17 protein-coding genes and 3 pseudogenes are annotated in these 21,541 nt (G+C 43.5%); 10 read left to right on the plus strand and 10 right to left on the minus strand.

What is annotated here, in order from left to right; genetic code table 11:
- Nucleotides 1-594: 594 nt before the first annotated feature.
- The 3 genes from F6K38_RS08495 to F6K38_RS08505 form a co-directional block, all read right to left on the minus strand.
- Nucleotides 595-3,087 (minus strand): response regulator, encoded by a 2,493-nt coding sequence (locus tag F6K38_RS08495; protein ID WP_008182000.1) that lies wholly within the window; start codon nucleotides 3,085-3,087, stop codon nucleotides 595-597.
- A 451-nt stretch (nucleotides 3,088-3,538) separates the two neighbouring features.
- Nucleotides 3,539-3,739 (minus strand): hypothetical protein, encoded by a 201-nt coding sequence (locus F6K38_RS08500; protein ID WP_131826852.1) that lies wholly within the window; start codon nucleotides 3,737-3,739, stop codon nucleotides 3,539-3,541.
- 894 nt (nucleotides 3,740-4,633) lie between these two features.
- Complete coding sequence (locus F6K38_RS08505; protein ID WP_161603148.1) at nucleotides 4,634-4,795, minus strand: hypothetical protein; 162 nt, start codon at nucleotides 4,793-4,795, stop codon at nucleotides 4,634-4,636.
- A gap of 119 nt (nucleotides 4,796-4,914) precedes the next feature.
- Between F6K38_RS08505 and F6K38_RS08510 the strand changes: the two genes are divergently transcribed.
- The 3 genes and pseudogenes from F6K38_RS08510 to F6K38_RS08520 all read left to right on the plus strand — a co-directional run bounded on the left by F6K38_RS08510 (nucleotide 4,915) and on the right by F6K38_RS08520 (nucleotide 8,188).
- Complete coding sequence (locus tag F6K38_RS08510; RefSeq protein WP_008181994.1) at nucleotides 4,915-5,295, plus strand: hypothetical protein; 381 nt, start codon at nucleotides 4,915-4,917, stop codon at nucleotides 5,293-5,295.
- Between the two features lie 231 nt (nucleotides 5,296-5,526).
- A pseudogene (locus F6K38_RS08515) lies at nucleotides 5,527-6,456 on the plus strand (ISAzo13 family transposase); the annotation flags it as partial.
- A 413-nt stretch (nucleotides 6,457-6,869) separates the two neighbouring features.
- Nucleotides 6,870-8,188: pseudogene (locus F6K38_RS08520) on the plus strand (IS701 family transposase).
- 390 nt (nucleotides 8,189-8,578) lie between these two features.
- Here the strand turns inward: F6K38_RS08520 and F6K38_RS08525 are convergent.
- The 3 genes from F6K38_RS08525 to F6K38_RS08535 form a co-directional block, all read right to left on the minus strand.
- Nucleotides 8,579-9,127 carry a GTP-binding protein gene (locus tag F6K38_RS08525; RefSeq protein WP_008181987.1) on the minus strand — a complete coding sequence of 183 codons (549 nt, stop codon included), beginning with the start codon at nucleotides 9,125-9,127 and terminating at the stop codon, nucleotides 8,579-8,581.
- A gap of 150 nt (nucleotides 9,128-9,277) precedes the next feature.
- The gene (locus tag F6K38_RS08530) at nucleotides 9,278-10,138 is read right to left on the minus strand and encodes a DUF4388 domain-containing protein (RefSeq protein WP_008181986.1); all 861 of its coding nucleotides are present in this window, start codon (nucleotides 10,136-10,138) and stop codon (nucleotides 9,278-9,280) included.
- 521 nt (nucleotides 10,139-10,659) lie between these two features.
- A complete protein-coding gene (locus F6K38_RS08535; RefSeq protein WP_008181985.1) occupies nucleotides 10,660-11,070 on the minus strand; it encodes a roadblock/LC7 domain-containing protein in 411 nt (136 codons plus the stop codon).
- 565 nt (nucleotides 11,071-11,635) lie between these two features.
- Between F6K38_RS08535 and aspS the strand changes: the two genes are divergently transcribed.
- Nucleotides 11,636-13,423 (plus strand): aspartate--tRNA ligase, encoded by a 1,788-nt coding sequence (gene aspS / locus F6K38_RS08540; protein ID WP_008181984.1) that lies wholly within the window; start codon nucleotides 11,636-11,638, stop codon nucleotides 13,421-13,423.
- A gap of 50 nt (nucleotides 13,424-13,473) precedes the next feature.
- On the opposite strand, the gene F6K38_RS08545 is transcribed toward aspS, so the two are convergent.
- A complete protein-coding gene (locus F6K38_RS08545; protein WP_008181983.1) occupies nucleotides 13,474-14,424 on the minus strand; it encodes a lysylphosphatidylglycerol synthase transmembrane domain-containing protein in 951 nt (316 codons plus the stop codon).
- Nucleotides 14,425-14,809: 385 nt separating this feature from the next.
- On the opposite strand from F6K38_RS08545, the gene F6K38_RS08550 reads away from it, so the two are divergent.
- The gene (locus tag F6K38_RS08550; RefSeq protein ID WP_008181982.1) at nucleotides 14,810-17,257 is read left to right on the plus strand and encodes an NACHT domain-containing protein; all 2,448 of its coding nucleotides are present in this window, start codon (nucleotides 14,810-14,812) and stop codon (nucleotides 17,255-17,257) included.
- A 262-nt stretch (nucleotides 17,258-17,519) separates the two neighbouring features.
- On the opposite strand, the pseudogene F6K38_RS44125 reads toward F6K38_RS08550, so the two are convergent.
- Nucleotides 17,520-17,949: pseudogene (locus tag F6K38_RS44125) on the minus strand (RidA family protein).
- Between the two features lie 162 nt (nucleotides 17,950-18,111).
- On the opposite strand from F6K38_RS44125, the gene F6K38_RS08565 reads away from it, so the two are divergent.
- The 4 genes from F6K38_RS08565 to F6K38_RS08580 are packed head-to-tail and all read left to right on the plus strand — an operon-like array spanning nucleotide 18,112 to nucleotide 20,852.
- Complete coding sequence (locus F6K38_RS08565) at nucleotides 18,112-19,200, plus strand: glycosyltransferase family protein (protein ID WP_008181979.1); 1,089 nt, start codon at nucleotides 18,112-18,114, stop codon at nucleotides 19,198-19,200.
- A gap of 17 nt (nucleotides 19,201-19,217) precedes the next feature.
- Complete coding sequence (locus tag F6K38_RS08570; protein WP_202799179.1) at nucleotides 19,218-19,802, plus strand: hypothetical protein; 585 nt, start codon at nucleotides 19,218-19,220, stop codon at nucleotides 19,800-19,802.
- 25 nt (nucleotides 19,803-19,827) lie between these two features.
- Nucleotides 19,828-20,406: a hypothetical protein gene (locus F6K38_RS08575; RefSeq protein ID WP_287262832.1), complete on the plus strand. Its 579-nt coding sequence runs from the start codon at nucleotides 19,828-19,830 to the stop codon at nucleotides 20,404-20,406.
- Nucleotides 20,407-20,432: 26 nt separating this feature from the next.
- On the plus strand, nucleotides 20,433-20,852 hold the full coding sequence (locus tag F6K38_RS08580) for a secondary thiamine-phosphate synthase enzyme YjbQ (protein ID WP_287253133.1): 420 nt from the start codon (nucleotides 20,433-20,435) through the stop codon (nucleotides 20,850-20,852).
- Between the two features lie 67 nt (nucleotides 20,853-20,919).
- On the opposite strand, the gene F6K38_RS08585 is transcribed toward F6K38_RS08580, so the two are convergent.
- Entirely contained in the window at nucleotides 20,920-21,105 is a 186-nt protein-coding gene (locus F6K38_RS08585) for a hypothetical protein (RefSeq protein WP_071102475.1), read from the minus strand.
- A 49-nt stretch (nucleotides 21,106-21,154) separates the two neighbouring features.
- Here F6K38_RS08585 and F6K38_RS08590 point away from each other — a divergent pair, with 49 nt between their 5' ends.
- Nucleotides 21,155-21,418: a DUF3146 family protein gene (locus F6K38_RS08590; RefSeq protein WP_008191512.1), complete on the plus strand. Its 264-nt coding sequence runs from the start codon at nucleotides 21,155-21,157 to the stop codon at nucleotides 21,416-21,418.
- Here the strand turns inward: F6K38_RS08590 and F6K38_RS08595 are convergent.
- On the minus strand, nucleotides 21,388-21,525 hold the full coding sequence (locus tag F6K38_RS08595; protein ID WP_154659990.1) for a hypothetical protein: 138 nt from the start codon (nucleotides 21,523-21,525) through the stop codon (nucleotides 21,388-21,390). The two genes, F6K38_RS08590 and F6K38_RS08595, sit on opposite strands and share 31 nt — an antisense overlap.
- Nucleotides 21,526-21,541: the final 16 nt, after the last annotated feature.

The raw sequence follows: 21,541 nt of genomic DNA on the forward strand, positions 1-21,541 counted from the left end.
ACAAACTCTATGGGCTGCAACCTATTTTTTTGAGATTAGATTCCCCCTTCAGATGAAAGCCCACAAAAATCAATCTCTTGGTGCGCATTCCCTAACGCTTTAAAAAAGCGTGGGGTTCCACGGTTTGAAAAATCGCGGGATCAAACCGCCAAACTACTATTGCCTGACTTCCCACCCAATATTCGGATTAGAAACAAAGCAACGAAGGTTTGCGACTTGGATCAATGAACGTCGATTCCGACGGAAAGTCTGCACTTTCGCTCTTGCTGAACTATTGTCGGATTCGACTAAATAAGCTTTACACCCTAATGAGGTCATAAAAATGACCTATGCTTGATGGCTACTCTCAAGCTTTATACTTTTGAGCCTAACTCCAAATCAAAGATCAATATCTTTGAACCGATAATCTTTAAAGTATCTTTATATTAGAGCCAATTGTGAAATAGTCGAGTAAGTTGTAAATAAAATGTGAATGTATCGGTTCCATTTTTCACGTCCTACCTAGTAGCAATTGGGTTTAATGGATCAAAATCAGCTTGGTGTAAGGCTCAGAAAGCTTTGCTCACCTACTGAAAAATTACTACTGAAAAATTACTACTGACTGATCTTTCCAGCTAGGGATTGAGCTGGGAATACACAATCTTGACCAGTGGCTTTGGCTCGCTCAATAGCCTCATCAGCGGCTCGATAGAGGCTTTCGATGTCTGTGCCATCCTCAGGGTACTCTGCCACCCCAGCACTAAATGTTACCTGCACTAGATCACAGTCATCAAATTCTTCACTAACAGTCTCCAAAATTTCTTGGAGCCTTCTGACCCCAGCCTGTCGATTGAGACCATACATCCCGATGAAGAACTCCTTACCTCCCCAGCGGGCAACTATATCCTCGCTGCGAAACTTTTGCCGCAAGATTTGTCCCAACCGCCTAAGCATTCTATCTCCCATCACATGACCAAATTGCTCATTCACCTGCTTTAAGTTGTTTAAATCCAATAAGGCATAGCAAAGAGGTTGATGGTACCGTTGGGATAAGCGCAGTAATCGGTTAAATTCTATGGTAGATTGACGACGATTAGCCACACCAGTTAATTGGTCAGTTTCTCCTAAACTACGGAGCAGTTTGGTACGCTCTAGACGATGGAAAACACGGGTGACTAACTCGGATTTCGTTATCGGTTTAAAGATATAGTCATCAGCTCCAGCTTGATAAATGCGGTGAATTGTTTCAGAGTCTAGGTGTTCACAAAGCAATAGGATAGGTAATCCATGCCAGATGCGATCATTGCGCACAACTTGGCACAGTTCAATCCCATTGAATTGGGGCATGTCTAAATCCAAAATCAGTAGATCAGGTCCTGTCGCTTCGAGCTGTTCCCAAAATTGATCGGGTTCTTCTAAGGTAATAATCTGCACTCCTAAAGGTTGTAGGAAGTGTCGTATACTTTCGAGCACTAGGGGATCATCGTCTACTGCCAGGACTTTGGCGGTGGAAGGTCTGTCTTGATTTAAGACATCTTCAACGGTTTCTAGTAACTGTATTGGGGTAACGGGTTTGGATAAAAACGCCCTTCCTCCCTGACGAGCAACCTCAACGCGATCGCTAAACCGATTTTGCTGTGTAGAAACGATTACTGGGATTTGAGGGTATTGGTTCTGGAAATATTTTAGGAGTGCGATTCCGACCTCTGGATAATTGGGAAACATCAAGTCCAGTAGCACAACATCAGGTATTTCTTGATCCATGACAACTCTGGCTTCCCTGGGATCTAGGACAACTTTTACTTGCATATCCCAATTGACTGCTTCTCTTTCCAACTGTTGTGTCAGTTGCACGTCTCCATCGATAACTAAAATCAAGGGAAGCTTTTTTGGGAATTGGTCGGGTGCCAGGGGTTCTGATCTATCATCCTCGGTTAGTTCAGAGTCTTTTAATACAGTAATGCTAGGATTATCTTCCAACTCACTACTGACATCACCAGAGAATGGTGATGGAGGTTGCTGGAGTTCTTCAGACAGAAGTGCTACCAAAGATGCCAGATTTTGAATATTAGTTGGGGAGGTTAGCTGCTGTAATTGAGGACTAGGCAATTCTATTTGGTTGTCATAGTTCCTGCGTCTTGACAGATATCTACCTTTACCGGAGTTCCTTGTCTTGGTTATACTGACTTCCTGTAGCCAGTACTCAATAGTTTGGGCTAGCCGTGATCCTTCCACTAAGCCAAACTTATCTAAAGCTCTAACGAGCTTGTGGACTTGCTGCTGGGCTTGTTTTCGCAGATCCTCAGTAAGATGTCCGGCTTCGAGAGCATTAACTGCCTGTTCTAAAGTGGCAAACTGACGCCACATGGTTCCTTTAGAACGCTCCCAAGGCTGATTGAACCTGGTTGGGGTTGGTTTGAGTTTCTTTCTCTTGCTCCTCGGTAAGCTCTTGAGGCGATAGCCCATACCATAGACAGTTTCAATCATATCATCAGCTTCAACACTCTTGAGCTTGCGCCTTAACCCCTTAACATGTGCCCTAACTGTTTCTGGTGAAGGAGGGTCTTCAAATGACCACAGATGTCCGAGAATGAAACTCTGACTAAATACTCGGCGCGGATGGCTCAAGAATAGTTCTAGAAGACCGTATTCCTTTGGTGAGAGATGGAGCAGTTGACCTTTATAAGTTACTTCACAGGTACTCGGGTCTAGGCAGACATCACCCCATTCCAGTAGCCTTAATCCAGAAACACTGTGGTGACGCAGTAATGTCCTAATTCGAGTCAACAGATTCTTGGCTGTAAAGGGTTTAACAATATAATCATCAGCTTCAGCATTAAGCTTGACTTGCTCAGCAGTAGCTGCTTGAGAAAGCAACAGCAAAATCCCTCTATCATAGCTTGCCTGCCGTAGTCGCTTACACAAGCTGATACCATCGAGCTTGGGTAAATCCACTTCCAGCACAATCAGGTCATAGGTAAAGGCTTGAGCATACTCGCAACCTTCTTCCCCATCTCCAGCAATATTTACAATATAATTCTGCTCTCTCAACACTTTACTCAAGGTTAGAGCTAGAGCATTGTCATCCTCTACCAGCAAAAGTCTCATGAACAATCCTGCTGTAAGCCTAGTCCTTTACAAATTTTGGATAAACACAGAACACTAAAAAATATACCTCTTTTGACCTAAGCATTCAGGCGTCAGCTGTCAGCTGTCAGCTTAAAATAAACCTGATTTGGGAGAATTTAAAGGTGCCCTTGACCCATTAAGAATTAAATTCGCCAAGGTCAAGCGCACCTGTGGAATGGGCATCTGGCCGTGGAATGGGGATCTGGCCGTGGAACGGGGATCTGGCCGTGGAACGGGGATCTGGCCGTGGAACGGGGATCTGGCCGTGGAACGGGGATCTGGCCGTGGAACGGGGATCTGGCCGTGGAACGGGGATCTTGCCCGTTTCATTTCCGGGCGGGCAGGATGCCCACTCTACTCTTATTCATTCAAAGACTGACGCAACGCCCAAATGCTTACCTCTTTTATTCAAAAGCTGTTCGCACCTCAATTAGCGTGGCCATTCCCTTAGTGTGGCCTTTGGCCAATGCCAAGGGTGGCCATCGCCCATAAGCACCTTAAGTAGCGTAGCCAAAGGCCAAAGGCTGATGGCTGATAGCTGAATGCTTACCTTTTGACAGATGCTATATGTAATTTCTTGATATGTGTTCACCACTATTTGGGTTTTACCATTAGTAACGGCTAGTTGCACTGGATCATCTCAAAATTCTGTAAAGAGTGTGTAAAGATTGTGTCAACTTGAGAAGTGAGCCTTCCCTCTCTTGGTGGGCGTTTCCTAGCGCTCTCTTGGTGCCCATTCACCCTTAGCTTTGAAAAAGCGCGGGGTCGCACCGCATCTTTGATCGCAACGCGCGGATGAGCGGCGTTACCACTCCTTTAACGAAAGGGTAGCGATGAAGCCTCTGTTATTCGAGAACACTAGTCCAGTAATAATACCAAGTTGGACTCAAATTCGTAAGTCATTCTCTTGGTGGGCCTTCCCTAGCGCTTTGAAAAAGCGCAGGATACCACCGCTTTCAGTTGTTATTAGTCCTTTGTCACCACTCGATAACCAATAATCGAGTAATAGAACTGGATAAATTCACGCTCGATCGGGATTTATAGCCATCAAAGCCTCACGGGGTGACAACCCCGTGAAAACCCAACCAGATTGAGATTTTAAGGAATTGATGGTAGAAAAAGATCGGTCTTGAACTTGTGAGCCAGACCGATCAAAAAATGATATTACCTGAACTATATCTTACTCACCTATCACAATACTTCAGTGAGGCTCAATTAATCACTTTATAAATTTTATTGTTGCTACTGCAAATCCATAAACAGATTAAGATTGAAAGGTTAGCCGCTCATTTTACTTTACCAATTAAGTCCGAAATTCGCCGTCGTCATCTTCAAAGGTTTTTCAAGTTACAGTCGAACTCAGGAGCTCTGATTTTGTTACCAATTATTCAAACAATAATTTCTAATAAATCTCCCAAAAAATAGAGGTTATATCTAGTGTTGGATAGAACTCAATGGCAAGATATAGCAGTCGCCAGGGTAATTAGGACATGACAAAAGTCTCAAACTACAGTTTGGCTTGAGTTTAACTTCTGACTTCTGACTTCTGACTTCTGACTTCTGCTATAAAAACTTGTTTATGGTGGGGGTAATTCTTGGAAAACGGGCACTCCCAATTTACTGGCATTGTCTTGATGCAATAGCGAGTGGTTTGTTCGCGTTCGCCTTTGGCGTGGCCTACGGCCAAGCGTGGCCTACGGCCAAGTTACCGTAAGACAGGCTCGCCTTAGGAGTTGCGCAGAAATAAGTTTATGATAAGGGTCTAAAAATGAGACAATAGAATCGAAGTGATTGTTTCTGGGAAAAATGTCAATAATTGAGGATATTAGAACCAAATTTGAGGCTTTAATGCCATACATGGATGAAAAACTCAGACGATTGTGGTCAGGAGTTGAAGCAGTATCTTTAGGGAAAGAAGGAATAAAAACAGTGGCTTTTGCGACTGGATTATCAAGTAAAACCATTAAAAGGGGAATTCAAGAACTACAAGTTCCAATTGTTCAAGATGATAATCAAAATCAAATAATCAGCTCAACTAAGATCCACAGAAAAGTGAGAAAACCTGGAGGTGGACGCAAAAGTCTATCGCAAAATGACCACACATTAATTCAAGATTTAGAAAAATTAATTGCACCAGCGACTCGTGGAGATCCATGTGGGAGCAGGTCAAATTTGCCGAACAAATGAACTACTTGACAAAACACCAAAAATTCTGTTATTGAGCCGGTCTTAGTTGCAGAACAGATCAACTATGTACCATTAGAGCAAGCTTAAACCCGGGGGCTATAGTAATGGTAAAAATATTCGGCATTTCTGACATGCTCCCCCTATTACCTATTACCCATTACCTATTACCCATTACCTATTACCCATTACCCAGATAAGCGTACAAATGTTCTGCATAAGTGACATGCTCCCGATCCATGTTCCCCGTTACTCTGGACATCGAAAAGTACAGCAAAATTAGCCAAAGCTCTAAAAGAAATGGGACATCAAATTAGTCCAAGAACGGTGGCAAAATTGTTGAAGCAATTAGGGTATAGTTTACAGAGTAATAGAAAAACTTCGGTTCGCGCAGCGTCTCCGAAGGAGAAAGGTTCATCTGATCAAGATAGAGATGCTCAATTTCAATACATTAATGAGAAAGTCAAAGATTTTCAAGAGCGTAATCAGCCAGTAATTTCAGTAGATACAAAAAAAAAAGAATTGATTGGAAATTATCGCAACGTAGGACAAGAGTGGCATCGAAAAAAAGAGCCACTTCAAGTTAAAATTCATGATTTTCCTGATCCAGAACAAGGAAAAGTAATTCCTGAGGTCGTTTATGATGTAACTGATAACTCGGGATGGGTCAACGTAGGAATAAGTCATGATACAGCTGAGAGAGCCGTAGCTTCCATTCGTCAATGGTGGAAAAATATGGGAAAAAAAGTTTATCCAGCAGCTAAAGAAATACTGATAACAGCTGACTCTGGTGGCAGTAATGGCTATCGAATTAGATTAGGGAAAAGTGAGTTACAAAAATTAGCGACGGAAATCGGATTGACCATCAAAGTATCCCATTTGCCTCCCGGGACAAGCAAATGGAATAAAATTGAACATCGAAGGTTTTGTCACATAACAAAAAACTGGAGAGGTAGACCTTTAACAAGTCAAGAAGTTGTCGTAAATTTAATTAGTCATACTACGACTAATACCGGACTTAATATCCAAGCTGAATTGGACAAAAATGACTATAAAACTGGCATAAAAGTTAGGGAAAAAGACTTTAATGAGGTGCAGATTGTGCGAGAATTTTTTCATGGAGAATGGAACTATGCTATCCTGCCTCAATCAACGTCTAAATAGGGAAAGTTATTTTTGCGCGAATTCTTAATCAATAAGTTTTAACCATGCATCTGCATAGCCTACCAACCATAAAGGCTCCCCTGTCTAAGGTTTCGTCTCCGGGGGAAACCACGGCAAAGCGCGAGTGGGGGGAACCCCCTTTGGCGGCGCTGCCTCCCCTGTTCCGAAGCTGCATCGCTTCCTCAACAAAAGAGGTGCCAGTAATTGTGATCAGCAAAAAGCAATACTAAGACCAGTATTAAAGTTATTGGGCTCTACCGAACATAGTGTGTATAAAACCGCGCTTATGGCCGAATAGGTCGGATGGGACGGGTTATTTATAAAAAATCATTCTATTGGTACTTAAACTAAAATCGAGAATCAATAAAGGTATAATACAGTTATGGCCGACATTTCACGTTAAGACTTGAGGAATGAAAGAGACAACTCCCGCACCCCTTGCCCCCTTGCTTCGAACGATGGTGTAAACCCTTTGATGATGTCTGGACCCATAAAGCCCAAAAACGGGAGTTTAGGAACTATATAGGTGGATTATTAGGGGAAAGTGAACGAAAAAACCTGTCTCAAATGGCTTATAACCCTGTGGGAGTGACTTACCACCGATTACATCATTGTCTTGATGCAATAGCGAGTGGGGGAAACCCCCTTTGGCCGACTGCATCGCTTTTTGACGGAAGCGCCCTGGTCAGCCGAACCGGTTGAACGCCGCCTGATCGTGATGAATCAGTGTAGCCAAACCCGGATCAGTAGAGGATTCACGTTAATTGTTGATGACTCAGGACTCGCGAAAAAGCGGCAATTTCACAGCCGGAGTGGGACGGCAGTACATGGTCGAAATCGGTAAAATCGATAATGGGGTAGTAGTGGTAACAACTGATCTATATGATGGCCAAAAAAGCCTACCATTAGATTTAGAGTTATATCAACACGCCAGTTCTTTACCTCAGGGAAACAAAGACCCTGAATTCAAGAAAAAGCCGGAGCTAGCTTTAGGGTTAATTGACCGCAGCTTGCTGAGAGGATACCGACCGGGGTACGTGGTAATTGATGCTGGCTATGGAAATAACACAACATTTCTGCATAAGCTGGAAAAAAGGAAACTAAAGTATTTAGGGGGATTAGCCAAAAACCGCCAAGTTATAAGTCAAACATCGGCAAATAACAGAGAGGAAATTCCCTTAGATAAATTAGCATCAGTCTTGCCTGGCTCAGCTTTTATCCCGGTTAACCTCAATCTAAATCAATCGAAAACAGTTTGGGTGGCCACTGTTGAAGTTGAACTATCACAGCTCGAAGGAACGAGAACAATTGCTATCGTCAATCAGGCCTCGACCTTCGACCAAGAAGCGTGAGATTGACTATTTGATTACCAATGTTGACTCAACAAAAGCCACAGCCGAGTGGATAGTAACTAGCTATGCTCAAAGGAATTGGGTGGAAGTTTTCGATCGAGAAGCCAAAGGATGGTTAGGGCTTAAAGAATATCAAGTCAGAGATGCTCGCAGCTTGCTGAGACATTTCATTCTTGTGTTTTGTGCCTATACATTTATTTTATGGCACACCTTAACTGGAGGGTTAAGAAGACGTTGGGCTAACAAACCTTTAAAAACCTTTCCTGAGTCATTAGAGGCGTAACGGAGCAGCGATGTCTTTCCGTTTTGTGGAGTGGCTGACTCAAAATCGCAACCTATTCTTCGCTTACAAAGCTGCTTTGGGCTTTATTTGGGCTTGATATCTGTTTAAGTACCACTAGGCAGGAGTTACTCAATACTGCGCAACACACTCTATAAGTAGTAGGGGGCATTATTAACGGAAGCTACAGATAGAATTGCTGCGTAAGTTCTGCTAGGGTGGGCATTATCCACCCTACTACTAACCTAAGTTGCTAGTTATCAAAAAACACCTCAAAATGGCTTCAAGACACCAAAACTTAGTATCGATAGATCCTTAATTATATAGATTATTGGTATTAAGAGCTACCATTTATGGGTATAACTAGCCAGGGCAAACGTATCTTGTCAATAAACTGGGGATAGTTCTCAATAAACCCTGCCTTGTCTGTCTTGTCTTCGTTGTCCCCTTGTAGCCTTAGTTTGAGATTTTCCGGCGATAGACCCACACTTTAGTCATTAGGGTGAGTGTGGGATATGTCACATTTAATGAAATATTGTACTAGCACTATTAATGCTTGAATCACAGAATCTCGTTGATTGGCATTGAGGCTGACCATCGGGGGTCGATTGCTTTCATCCACAAAGCCCAACGCGATCGCTACATCCTCTTCTGACCAAGCTCCTTCACAATCAACATGGGTTAGACCAATCACTAGGGGAATTTTCACACGCTGTCCCATAAAACTGAGCAGGCGACGGGAAGAGCTAAACTGACTGGGACGATGGGCATCAACAAGGAGTATGTAAGCATGCGCTTTCCGAATCAGGATATCCCACATGAAATCAAAGCGAGACTGTCCTGGAGTACCATATAAATGTAGCGCCATATCTTGAGCAAATTGCAAACGCCCAAAGTCCATCGCTACTGTAGTTTTTTGCTTAATTTTAGTTGTCACGTCCGTTGCTAGGCAATCTGTATCCACTACATCAATTTCGCTAACCGAGCGAATGAAAGAGGATTTTCCAGCACCCACGGCACCGGTTACAACTAGACGCATAATTTCCACGCTTATTTGCTGTTAGCCGTTCTGAAGCAGAATCGGAAACACGACAACATTATTGTCAACCACAGGATTAGGATTACCATACTCTGATTGCAGAAAAACTACCATTAACTCCAAAAAGTACCTAGCTGTTATTAATCGTTATTACCTCCTTAAGAAACCAAGTAAGTGTTGCACAAAGCGATTGCTCAGCTCTTGAGGATTGTCCTCCTCAGTTCGATTTGCCCCAACGGCGACTGGCTCTAATCCCTGTGATTGCCAATAGTTCTGTTGATATGAAGTAAGCATAGGCACTTCTGCGACTAAACCCACGCTAATCAGCCGGAAGGATATCTGTTGAACCGTTTCCAGAGACTTCCCCAACCGAGTAGCAATATCAGTGAGGGGAATCGACCCATTGGCTAATTTCCAAACTGCAGCTTCCATAGGGTCTAGCCCTAACTGGCGATGACCAACCATCGCCCTAGATAGTGCTGAGGTTGTCTCAGGTAGCTTGTCTGCTAATCCAGTCCAATCTGGTAGAGCTCGCAGACCAATTAGAGTTGCTTTGGTAGCTGAGATGCTTAAACCCGTCATTTCTATCGTGGGCAAGGTTGCCTTAGAGTCAAACCTAAATTTAGCATCTTTGAGCCGGAATAAGCCACAAACTGAGCGTATAACCTGGGCATGAAATAGTAGTCTCAACTGCTCTGGATGCAGAAATCCCTTAGTCTTCAAGTACAGACCAATCGGTTTATTCGCCGGACATCGATTTACCTGTTCATTAATTACCTCAGGGCTCAGCCAACCCCGCTGACACATCATTTTCAGCAGGCATTGGTGATCCAGACGATAGCTAACTGCCAAGATCCGACCTTGGCGCAGTAGAATATGTCGAGCTTTTATTTCCTGACTATGCCTACTTAGCTTGAATCGGAGGGTTAGTAATCCAGTTTTGTTTCCTTGATCGAGGAACTGAAACAATTCTGGGAGGGAAAATTCCGCTAAAGAACTCGTGATAGCCATTACTTGCCAATAATAAAGAAAGTCACCTATTACTAGGCTTAAGTTTATTGATAGTCACAAGACATAATGAATAATCTATTTTTTTTGATCGATTTTTTCGGATTTTATATTAAAGTTATTAAATTTTAATTATTTTACAATACAATTCTAACCATTGGGTTAGTAATTCCCTAAGTGTAAAGTCAAAAATTTCTATCTTATGACTGATGCGTAAAATGAAGATATAAGCCTTCGAGAGGAGAGGTTCAGCAGGGTTTCTGACATTGGCAATCTGACATTGGCAATAGGCTTAACTCAAACCTGGCGCTTAGATAGTTTTCCCACTATAGCCACTTCCAGTTAATACGATAGGTATATTGAGTTACCTAAAATCAAAAGGATTTCTTAAATTATTCAAATAACAGCTACCATTTTTACCAAAATCATTATTATATATTATATTCAATTATTGGTCAAGATAAAATTAACCCACCCTAATCTAAGCAGTGGCAACCTTTCAGATCGTTGCTGTGGCACTTTAGCTAGAGTTTTGTTTCATAAATTCCTGGTATGCTCTGGTGAGGCTCTAAGGCAGCCTTCAAATCTGGAATCACCCGCTTGATTTCCAGCATCAGCACCCCCTGTTTAGCTGCCTTGGTGGCTAAGACTAATAGAACCGCATACTCGCCACAGTTGGTTAGTATGCCATAACCTTTATTACCTTCTACGAAAATGCGGTCTAGAATGCCTCTGGACAATTCCGAGCCAATCCGTTCACCTAGGGATAACATAGCAGCTGACATGGCTGATACTCGTTCTTCATCCATCTCGCTCGGTAAACTGGATGCTATAGGCAGCCCATCAGGAGAAACTAAAGCAGCTCCTTGAACCTCACTGGTGCTGGTGACAAAATTTTGGATAATGGTCTCCAGCTTGGCGGTATTAATGGTCATGGTTATCCATTCCTCATCAAAACGTTACTGCTCAATCGAGTTTGTCGAAAATAGAGTGATAGGGAAAGTCTAGCCAATTATTAAGGTCTAGTTGCCATACTCGGTGGTTGCCGTAAAATCGTCGGAGATGTGGCTTGGTTTAGCAGATCAGGAACTATAGCCCGAAGGTAAATAAGACCTATGAAACCTTTTCCCCCAGATCAGGAAGCCTAGGGCGTGTCTTCAAACTCCGAGTACCCCCGTTGGTCCCCCTTAAAAAAGGGGGACTTTGAGTATGGCTCCCCCCTTAATAAGGGGGGCTGGGGGGGATCTAATATCTTGCGGAAAACTTTGAAAACACACCCTAGTGTCAGACTATGGCCTAGACTCGGGTCAAATGAGCTATAATTCAGACTTTGTGGTGCCTGAAATTGCCTGGGTCGGCTTATTGGCGGGGGATTTTAATCCTAGTCAAGTGCTGGTAAAACAGCACATATCATCCGTGAGGCTGAGAATCTAAGACTATAACGCGCCAGGGTTTAGCCTGATAAGTAAGTTAATTGAACCAGTATTATAGACAAAGACTATGCGAACTCATTATTGTGGTGAACTCCGAAGCCAGCACATTGGTGAAACTGTTACCCTGTGCGGCTGGGTCTCGAAACGTCGCGACCATGGAGGTGTGATCTTCTTGGACCTACGGGATATTAGTGGTATTGTCCAAATTGTTAGTGACCCTGAGCGTACCCCTGATTCCTATAAAGATGCCGATCACCTGCGCAATGAATATGTAGTAAAGGTTACCGGACGAGTTACTAAGCGTCCTGACGAGTCCCTTAATCCCAAATTGCCTACTGGCGAGGTAGAAATTTACGCTCTTTACATTGAACTGCTCAATAAAGTGCGTAAGCAGTTGCCATTTCAGGTGTCCAGTGCTGATACTGAGTCAGTGCGAGAAGACTTACGGCTGAAGTATCGCTATTTGGACTTAAGACGCGATCGCATGAGCAAAAACGTGCAACTGCGCCATCAAGTGATTAGAGGAATTCGCCGTTACCTGGAAGATGAACAAGGCTTCATCGAAGTGGAAACCCCAGTGCTAACTCGTTCCACTCCCGAAGGTGCTAGAGACTATCTTGTCCCCTCCCGTGTGAATCCGGGTCAGTGGTACGCTCTGCCCCAATCCCCCCAATTGTTTAAGCAGCTGTTGATGGTATCGGGTATGGATCGATACTACCAGATTGCCCGGTGTTTCCGAGATGAAGACCTCAGAGCTGACCGACAGCCGGAGTTTACCCAGTTGGACATGGAAATGTCGTTTATGTCCCAAGAGGAAATTCTCCAGCTTAATGAGACATTAGTATGTCACATTTTTAAGACAGTCAAAGGTATTGATATCCCCAGACCATTCCCCCGCCTCACTTACGCTGAAGCCATGGAACGCTACGGAAGTGATAAACCCGATACTCGCTTTGGCTTAGAACTAGTCAATGTCTCTGATTTGATGAAAGATTCTGGCTTCAAAGTCTTTTCCGGTGCAGTAAAGACTGGGGGTGTAGTCAAAGTTCTACCTATTCCTGGTGGTAATGAAGCTATATCGAATGTCCGGATTAAACCAGGGGGTGACTTATTCAAAGAAGCAAGCGAAGCTGGTGCTAAGGGGATAGCTTACATCCGGGTGAGGGAAGGAGGTGAAATTGATACCATCGGGGCGATTAAGGATAACCTAAGTCATAGCCAAAAACAGCAGTTATTAGAGGCAACTGGTGCTACTGCTGGTCATTTGCTGCTTTTTGGTGCTGGTTCAGCTGACATCGTCAATAAAACCCTCGACCGCTTACGACTTGTGATTGGTCAAGAGTTAGGATTAATTGATTCAACAAAGATTAACTTACTCTGGGTAACAGACTTCCCCATGTTTGAGTGGAATGCCGATGAAAAGCGTTTAGAAGCACTGCACCACCCATTTACAGCTCCCCATCCTGATGACTTAGATGATCTGAAAACGGCTCGAGCTCAAGCCTATGACTTAGTATGGAACGGGGTAGAAATCGGTGGTGGTAGTCTCCGGATATACCAGCCAGAGATTCAGCAACAGGTTTTTGAAGCTATTGGCTTGTCTGAAGAAGAAGCTCACAGTAAGTTTGGGTTTCTGCTGGAAGCCTTTGACTATGGTGCCCCTCCTCACGGTGGGATTGCTTATGGTTTGGATCGGCTAGTGATGCTATTGGCTGGGGAAGAATCGATTCGGGATGTGATTGCTTTCCCGAAAACCCAACAAGCACGTTCTTTGCTAACCGATGCTCCAGGTGGTGTGGATGATAAACAGTTAAAGGAGTTGTACGTAGCTTCTACCTATCACGATGAAGCATGAAATATGAAGTATGAAATATTATGAAGTATCAAGTATGAAGTATCAAGACTTCATTCTTCATCTTGATTAGAAGAGCGATCGCTTGGAGGTTCATTTAACCATGCCAGTGCCGCACCGCCAACTTCTGATAGAATACTGATCAAACGATACAAGGCAACCGAACTCAGCACCACTGCCGGAGCAAAGTCATGCTCTAGTAAACCCACTGCAGTGGCTTCAAATACCCCAACTCCCCCTGGTGCCCCTGGGACAATTAAGCCCAACAGCCAAGCTACACTAAACCCACTAAGCAACAGGGGGAGTTGGCTGGGGCTGATTGGACTTAAGGCTAACAGGGTAAGCAAAAAGCCTGAACCTCGCAATCCCAAAAAGCCCAATTCCCCCAACAATGGTAGGATTGGGTAGCGCTTGACCCGGATAATCTGATCAACACCCGATTCAATGCTTTTCTTCTTACCTGTTAATTTAGCTAAATACTGTAGGCATGGGTTTAAACACCAAGGATGAATCAGTATCAGTACAGCAAACAGAATTGGGAGTTGAATGATCCGGCTGGCCAAAGGAGAGCTGATCAAAGCCAGCAATAAAGCACCTACTGCCATCATGGGAGGTTCCATTAACACGCTCAGAGTAGCTACTCCCAATGGAACTCCTGCTGTTTTCGCTGCCCAGATCCGACCATAGAAGTGCCAAACGTTACCTGGTAAGTATTTGGCAATGTTAACTTTGAGATAGATCCGGATACACCACCCAACCCCTGGTTCTTGGTCGAATTCCCGCAGCATCCAATGCCAAACCCAGCCAGTCCAGGTGTGGGCTAGTAATGTCACGCCAACAGCGATCGCTAAACAAGTCCATCCAGAAGTGCTGATCCGAATCGCTAGCACTTCTTGCCAGTTGTCTTTCAAGGCTTTTGCTAAAAAGAATAATGTCCCACCTAAGATTACCCAGCGTAGGTAAGGTTTTAGGGGTGATAGGACTCGCTTAATCGCTACATTCATTGACTATCTATTCTACCATTTTTACAAAGTAATACGACACGAACGAAGATATCACAAATGACAGACAAAGAATGACAGTGATAAAATGCTAAAGACTCAATTAGATTACTAATAGTTGTAAATATATATCTGAAGTATAGCATTTTTTAGTAAAATTTATAAGTGTTCCTCGACTGTGATCGAGTCAGCCTGTTTACAGCAAATTGGGTTATGACGAGGTCACTATTGCAACAGTTTTTTGCCCAAGAGGATTGAGCGTTTACCGTTGACGGTTAACAGTCAAATTCAAGGATAGTCTTACCAGTAAATTACATCTTTAAGCGGCAACTTAGTATTAGACTCGCTTACACTCGAAAGCAAGGGGCTTTGTAGCAGTAGCATCACTATGCCAGAAAACATGTCGGACAAGCCATCGTTCCAAAACAAGTCAAAAGCTTTGGAACCGGAAGAAAACTTGGTCATGGGGTTGTGGGGAAAATTCACCTCACAGTTTAACGACGGAAAATCAACCTCACAGTTTCAAGACAAGTATTACCAAAGCTTAGTCTACGGTTTTCGTGACTTGAAGACAGTAGTGTTGAACACAAGGCTATCAAGGTTGGATTTCGAGCAGGTATTTGTCCCCCTAAGATTCGCTACAAAAATTCCAGGTAATAGACCATTACCTAAGACAAACTCCCATCAATCTCAGATCAGTCCGGAAATTTGGGATTTTATCGCCAAAATACCTAAAATACCAGCCTATCGACATTTGGCAATCATTGCCCCCCCAGGAGCAGGAAAAACCACTACCTTGCAGCATTTGACCCTGACCTATGCCAACAATGCTCACCGCCAGTATAAAGCGCCAAAACTAATTCCTATAATGGTAGATTTGCGGAATACTTGCGATCGCATTACTAGTGAGCAAACACCATTATTGGCACAGCTAGTTACGAAACAAGTTGAGGAAGGGTCATTACCAGGATTTGGTCAATCCGCAGGCTTGGAGAAACCTCCTGCTAATTGGTTTCGGGATCAGTTAGACAATGGCAAATGCTTAGTGATGTTGGATGGGTTGGATGAAGTAGCTGATCCGGATCAGCGTCAGCAGGTGAGTCAATGGGTTAACCAGCAGATGCAAACCTATTCCCAAACTGCTTTTATCCTGACATATCGTCCCCAGGGCTATCGTAGTATACTGAGGTCGCAGATCGAAACAGTTTTAGAAGTACAACCATTCAATTTCAACCAAATTCAGCAATTTCTTCAGGGCTGGTATCGACAAACTAAGATTAGTAGTCGAGGAAAACAATTATCAGCTCAGAAGCAAGTTGAGGATTTAGTAGAGCGGATTAGACATAATCCCTCGATAGCTTCAATGGCAAGCAACCCACTGCTCCTAACTATGATAGCTACCCTTCACGCTTGCGGTAGCATGTTACCAGAGCGTCGGGGAGAACTTTACAGCAAAATTTGCCATGTATTGCTGGAGGTGTCATCAGCTCAGAACATCCCTATACAGCTCACAACCGTGCAAAAACAATCAGTCTTACAAAGGCTAGCACTAGGGTTGATGGAACAGGAAACTTGTGAATTCACCCCATCTGATAGTCAAGACCATTTAGCATCAGTGGCGGGGAGTCCGCTAAAACCCAAGGAATTTCTTAAGCATATAGAGACAGCTACTGGGTTATTAGTGGAAAGGAGGCTAGGGATTTACGAGTTTGTTCACCAGAGTTTTCAGGACTATTTAGCCGCTGCTCAGGTAAAGGAACTGAACCAAGAGCAGATCTTGACTAAAAACGTGGATAATCCCTGGTGGACTGAAACTATCCGCTTCTGGGCGTCGGATGCTGATGGAACTAACTTGATTCGTGCAGCCTTGGAAAAGGGTACAGAAGAGTCTTTAGCTCTTGCTTATGATTGCCTAGCGCAAGGGTTGACCGTTAAGCCTAAGCTAGAGCAACAACTTGAACAAATCCTAGCAGCAGATTTAGCATCCCCTAATCCAGAAATTGCTCAGGTAGCTGCAGAGGTTAAGTTATCTAGGCGGTTGAATCAACTATTCCGGATTGATGACAGAATCGAAATTGCCTTGAGTTATATTACCTGTGCTGAGTATCAATTATTTTTGGATGAGACCCTAGCAGCAGGTGAGTATCATCAGCCAGATCATTGGGAAAGCAAACGGTTTATAGCGTTAGAGGGAAATCAGCCAATTACTGGAATTGGAGCTAGTGATGCAGAAGCATTTTGTAAATGGTTGACTCAAAACTACTCAACACCAGGATTCAGGTACAGATTGCCCACTTCCGATGAAGCACAGGAGTACCCAGCGATTGAACAGCCAGTAGGCTGCTGGTGCCAGGAAAAAGAACACAACGTGATTGTGGGCATAAAAGCAGCTAAGTGGAAAAATTGGCAAAAACAATTAGCTAATGTTGTTCAACTAGATATAGCTCTAGATTTAAACTTAGACTTGGAGGGGGAACTAGAACTGTTCCGATACCTAGATATCCAACTCTACCGATATTTAGAGCTTAACCTCTACCAATACCGAAACCTTTACCAAGAGCTTGAACAAAACCTCGACCTCGATCGATACCTTTACCAAAACCTTGAGCCATACCAAGACCTATACAAAGAACTCAAGCTAGGTCAATATATCCACCTCAATCCCTACCTCAACCTCGACTTTGACCGATACGAAAACCCAGATCTTAAATTACTTCGCTTCTATGTGCTGTTAGTGTTTATTGCCTGGACTGTGCGAGCTGATATTTATAAAAAAGCTGCTACCAATCCTCAAATCCTGAAACCTGTTCATTTGACAGTTGAAAATTGTCAATAATTAAGCCGTAAGTATGCCAGTAATAGAGATAAAATTGCGCCAATTTACACATTATTTTTATTAATGGATGAGCGACGAACTGGTCGAATGCCAGCTTGGGAGGGGATTCGGGTTGTTCGATAAAAAGTTAACTAAACTATCAAATAAAAAAGGCAAAATTAAGAATAGTTATAAATTTAAATGCCTATTAGCTTACTATGGACGAAGAGGGTTAGCTAAATGCTAATAGCTAAATGTAAATCTTACGAATTTACCATTATCCTTAATCACCACAATAAACAATCAAATCAATTTCTATATCACCATTACCAGCAAGACCCATGACTCCAACCGTTGTTCGACAAGGCAACCTATTGTTAAAATAAGAAGCATATAAGTCATTCACTGTCTGGTAGTATCTAAAATCAGTCAGAAAAATGCGAGTCATAACTACCTGCTCGAAGCTAGTGCCAGCATGGTCTAAAACCAGCTTCAAGTTTTCCATTACCTGTTTAGTCTGTAAGGTGCGCTTTCCTATGGCGAATTAAATTACGGGGTCGCACCTCCTCAATTGACCCAATTATTACTTTTCCAGTGACAGGGTCCTCAGCTAGCTGTCCCGTCACAAATAGAAAATCTCCTGCCCGAACAGCGTGGGAATAAGGGGCTACAGGTGGCAGAACATTGTTCGGTAAAGTGATATATTCCAGCACGTTTTCAACTCCTTTAAAAAAAAACTTTAAATTTTTTATGAATTCGATTTTAAAGTGTGGAAATTATAATCAAGGTAGTAACTGCCAAAGTTAGCCACTTGTGGTTTATTTTTGTTAGCCTGCATGAAAGCCTTCAATTAACTCAATACCTGAGCTCCTAGAATGTCTAGACCAGTTTTATACATCGCTATCACTAGCCACGGTTTTGGTCATGCTGTACGTACTGCCTCCGTAGCTGCGGCTATTCAACGACTGTGTCCGGATATCTTACTGATTCTAGTAACAACAATACCACGCTGGTTATTAGAATCCTACATTCCGGGGGATTTTATTCATCGCCCACGGGCTTTTGATGTTGGTGTTATTCAAACCGACAGCTTAACAATGGATAAAGAGGTAACATTAACCAAACTACAGCAAATTCGCTTCAGTGCTAGATCAATTATTGCTAGTGAGGTTGACTTTATTCGTAACAATCGAGTCGGGCTGATCTTAGCCGATATTCCCCCCTTAGCTGTAGGTATTGCTCAAGCGGCTGACATTCCCTGTTGGATGATGAGTAACTTTGGCTGGGACTTCATCTATCGAGACTGGGGAGGAGAATTTGCCGAGATTGCCGATTGGATCAGTGAGTATTATCGAAAATGCGATCGCTTATTTCGCCTTCCTTTACATGAACCCATGAGCGCCTTCACCCATATCACCGATGTGGGGTTAACAGGCGGCTCCCCAGGCTACAGTGCAGACCAATTAAGGAAGAATTTTGATCTGAAGTCTCCAGAGTTTAAAACTGCTTTACTCACCTTTGGGGGATTAGGGTTGGAACAAATTCCTTACCACAATCTATCTAGATTCCCTGACTGGCAGTTTATCACATTTGACTCTCAAGCACCAGATTTACCCAATTTACTTAAAATCAAGGATCACGACTATCGACCAGTGGATTTCATGCCCTTGTGCTCGCGAGTGATTTCCAAACCGGGATACAGTACTTTTGCCGAAGCGTTACGCCTGGATATCCCAATTGCTTCAGTTACCCGCTCTGGATTTGCTGAAGCCGCTATCCTAATAGAAGGGGTGCAAGACTACGGTCACCATCAGATTTTAACACCGACAGAATTTTTCCACGGCAAGTGGGAATTTCTCCATCATACTCCCAAGCCTCCCAGAAAATCTCAAAGCTTGGTAAAGGATGGAACAGACAAGATTGCTAAAGATATTGTTAACTACCTCCAGACTTACACTAAATAGCCTAAATAGCCCCTGCCATGATATCTACCGTAGATTCGCTTATAGAACAGATCCAGAATAGCCACAATTCTATCCCAAAGTCCATCGACACACCAGAAACCTCTATCACTCAAGAGCAGACGTCTTTCCCAAGCCTGGAGTTGGCAGCACGAGACGTTCGTATGGTGCTCGATCAACAAAGGGAGCGCAGTCAAACCTTGACCACAAAACTCAATATCTTGTTTGTCACTAACGGAGCCTTATTAACGAGTTTAACCATCTCTGGGCTAGTATTTTTCCGCAGCCCCTTTGGTATTGCTGAGATACTGGGATTTATGCTTAATTTTACCCTACTAATCCGTGCTTTTCTCCCGCGTCAGATAGCAGTCAGTCCCAACTTGGGAGATAAAAAATTCCTAGAACGCTACCTGGTACTCTCACCAGAACAATACCAACTACAGATGCTGGTTAATCTGGTAGAGGCTTATAATGCAAACAGGCAGCGATTAGAAGATTTTTCTCTATCGTTGAAGTATTCTGCTTATGTAACTTGGGGGGTTGCCTTGATTATTACGTTGAATGTCATAGCAGAGTTTTGCATTCCTGCGCTTAAACTGATGTGATGTATTGTTGGCTTTCGCTCAGACTATGAATTCTAAACAGGTTAATAACAAACCCTCTGGAGAACCCTTGAGTTTACCGGAACCAGACCCAGAGAACATCACTGTCTTGACCCGTAACCTGCCCAACGAGCCAATTCTGCCCTGGAATCACTATGATTCCCCTTGGCGTGAAGGGGAACCGGAGAATCCAGAGGCATCGGAAAATTCCGAGCAGGCAGATGAGTCGAGTGACAATCAATCTGCAACTGAGCCAGAATCAGCAGAAAAGCCAGAGTTATCAGAAACTGCTGCTCAACTGGATAAGTTGTATACAGAAGAATTGGCAGAATTGGCAACTGTCCCTGAGTCGTTATCAGAAGATACTCTAGAGTCATCAGAAACTGCTGCTGTGGTGGATAAGTCTGCTGACAATCCACCAACAGCTGTAGCCACAGAAACCTCGGAAACACCTGTGGTGGATAAGTCTGTTGACAATCCACCAACAGCTGTAGCCACAGAAACCTCGGAAACACCTGTGGTGGATAAGTCTGTTGACAATCCACCAACAGCTGTAGCCACAGAAACCTCGGAAACACCATCGGAGGAACTAAAACAGCTCGGGTAGCAGTGGCTCGATTAACTAACCCTTCTATGACTCATTATCAACAACGACTCAAAATTAGGACTACCGGTAAATCGTTCTCCAACATTACCGGGAAAGTTCAATCCGTGGTTGCTACATCAGGACTGGAGACTGGATTGTGTACGATATTCCTGCGTCATACCTCCGCAAGTTTGGTAATTCAGGAAAATGCTGATCCTGATGTGCTCATGGATTTATCGAACTTTTTTGCTAAATTAGTACCAGAAGATGGCAAAAGCTATAGCCATAGTGCCGAAGGTCCCGATGATATGCCTGCTCATATCCGGACTGCGCTGACTAAAACATCGGAACAGATTCCTATTGCTCAGGGGAGATTGCTCCTAGGAACCTGGCAAGGCATTTATATTTGGGAGCATCGGCGACAGGCTCACTACCGGGAGTTGGTGGTGCATATCGCAGGGATTTAATATCAACCAATATCTATTCTAACTATTACCTAAATTCATTACCTATAAGAATAAATGCTGACCAGTACTAAGGGTGACTGTATTCAGGAGTCAATAGCCACGAGAGTTGTGCTTGCTGTAGGGCTTGAGTATTAGTGATGTTTTCTTTTGGAAGGGTTTTGTAAAAAGCATCCGTCAGCACCTCGGTGCCTTGGGCATCAAGCAACCACACTGATATCAGATTTGGGTTGATCGCTATTGACTTATCTGCCAACAGGTCTGCTAACCTATGTCTTTAAAGCAGATTAGGATTTTTTACCATTGTGAGTGCAAAGGGTCTGCCTCAAACCACTGCCTACGTCAGAATTACGCGGCACTGCTGGCAACAGGGCAAGATTGAAGGGGAAGTTCAAGCCGCAGACTATGAATGGCAGTTTCAGTGGCATTTTCGGGTAAGTCAGCTGTTAGTCACCCCCTCTCTCGGACGTGCCTTGATTCAGGAACCCCTGGGGCGATTTTTAGAACAGTGCGATTACCAGCTCGAACCAGGGGGAAACTATGCTTTTACGATTCGAGCCGAACTATAGCATTTATCAATTCCGTGAGGTACAAAGTTCATGGTTTTAGGGAGTAGGGAGTAGTGAATCGGGAATCGGGAGTAGGGAATCGGGAGTAGGGAACTTATGTACCTCATAACTATGATAAACGCT

Origin of the sequence: Moorena sp. SIO3B2, assembly GCF_010692525.1 — a bacterium.
GTDB classification, from domain to species: domain Bacteria; phylum Cyanobacteriota; class Cyanobacteriia; order Cyanobacteriales; family Coleofasciculaceae; genus Moorena; species Moorena producens.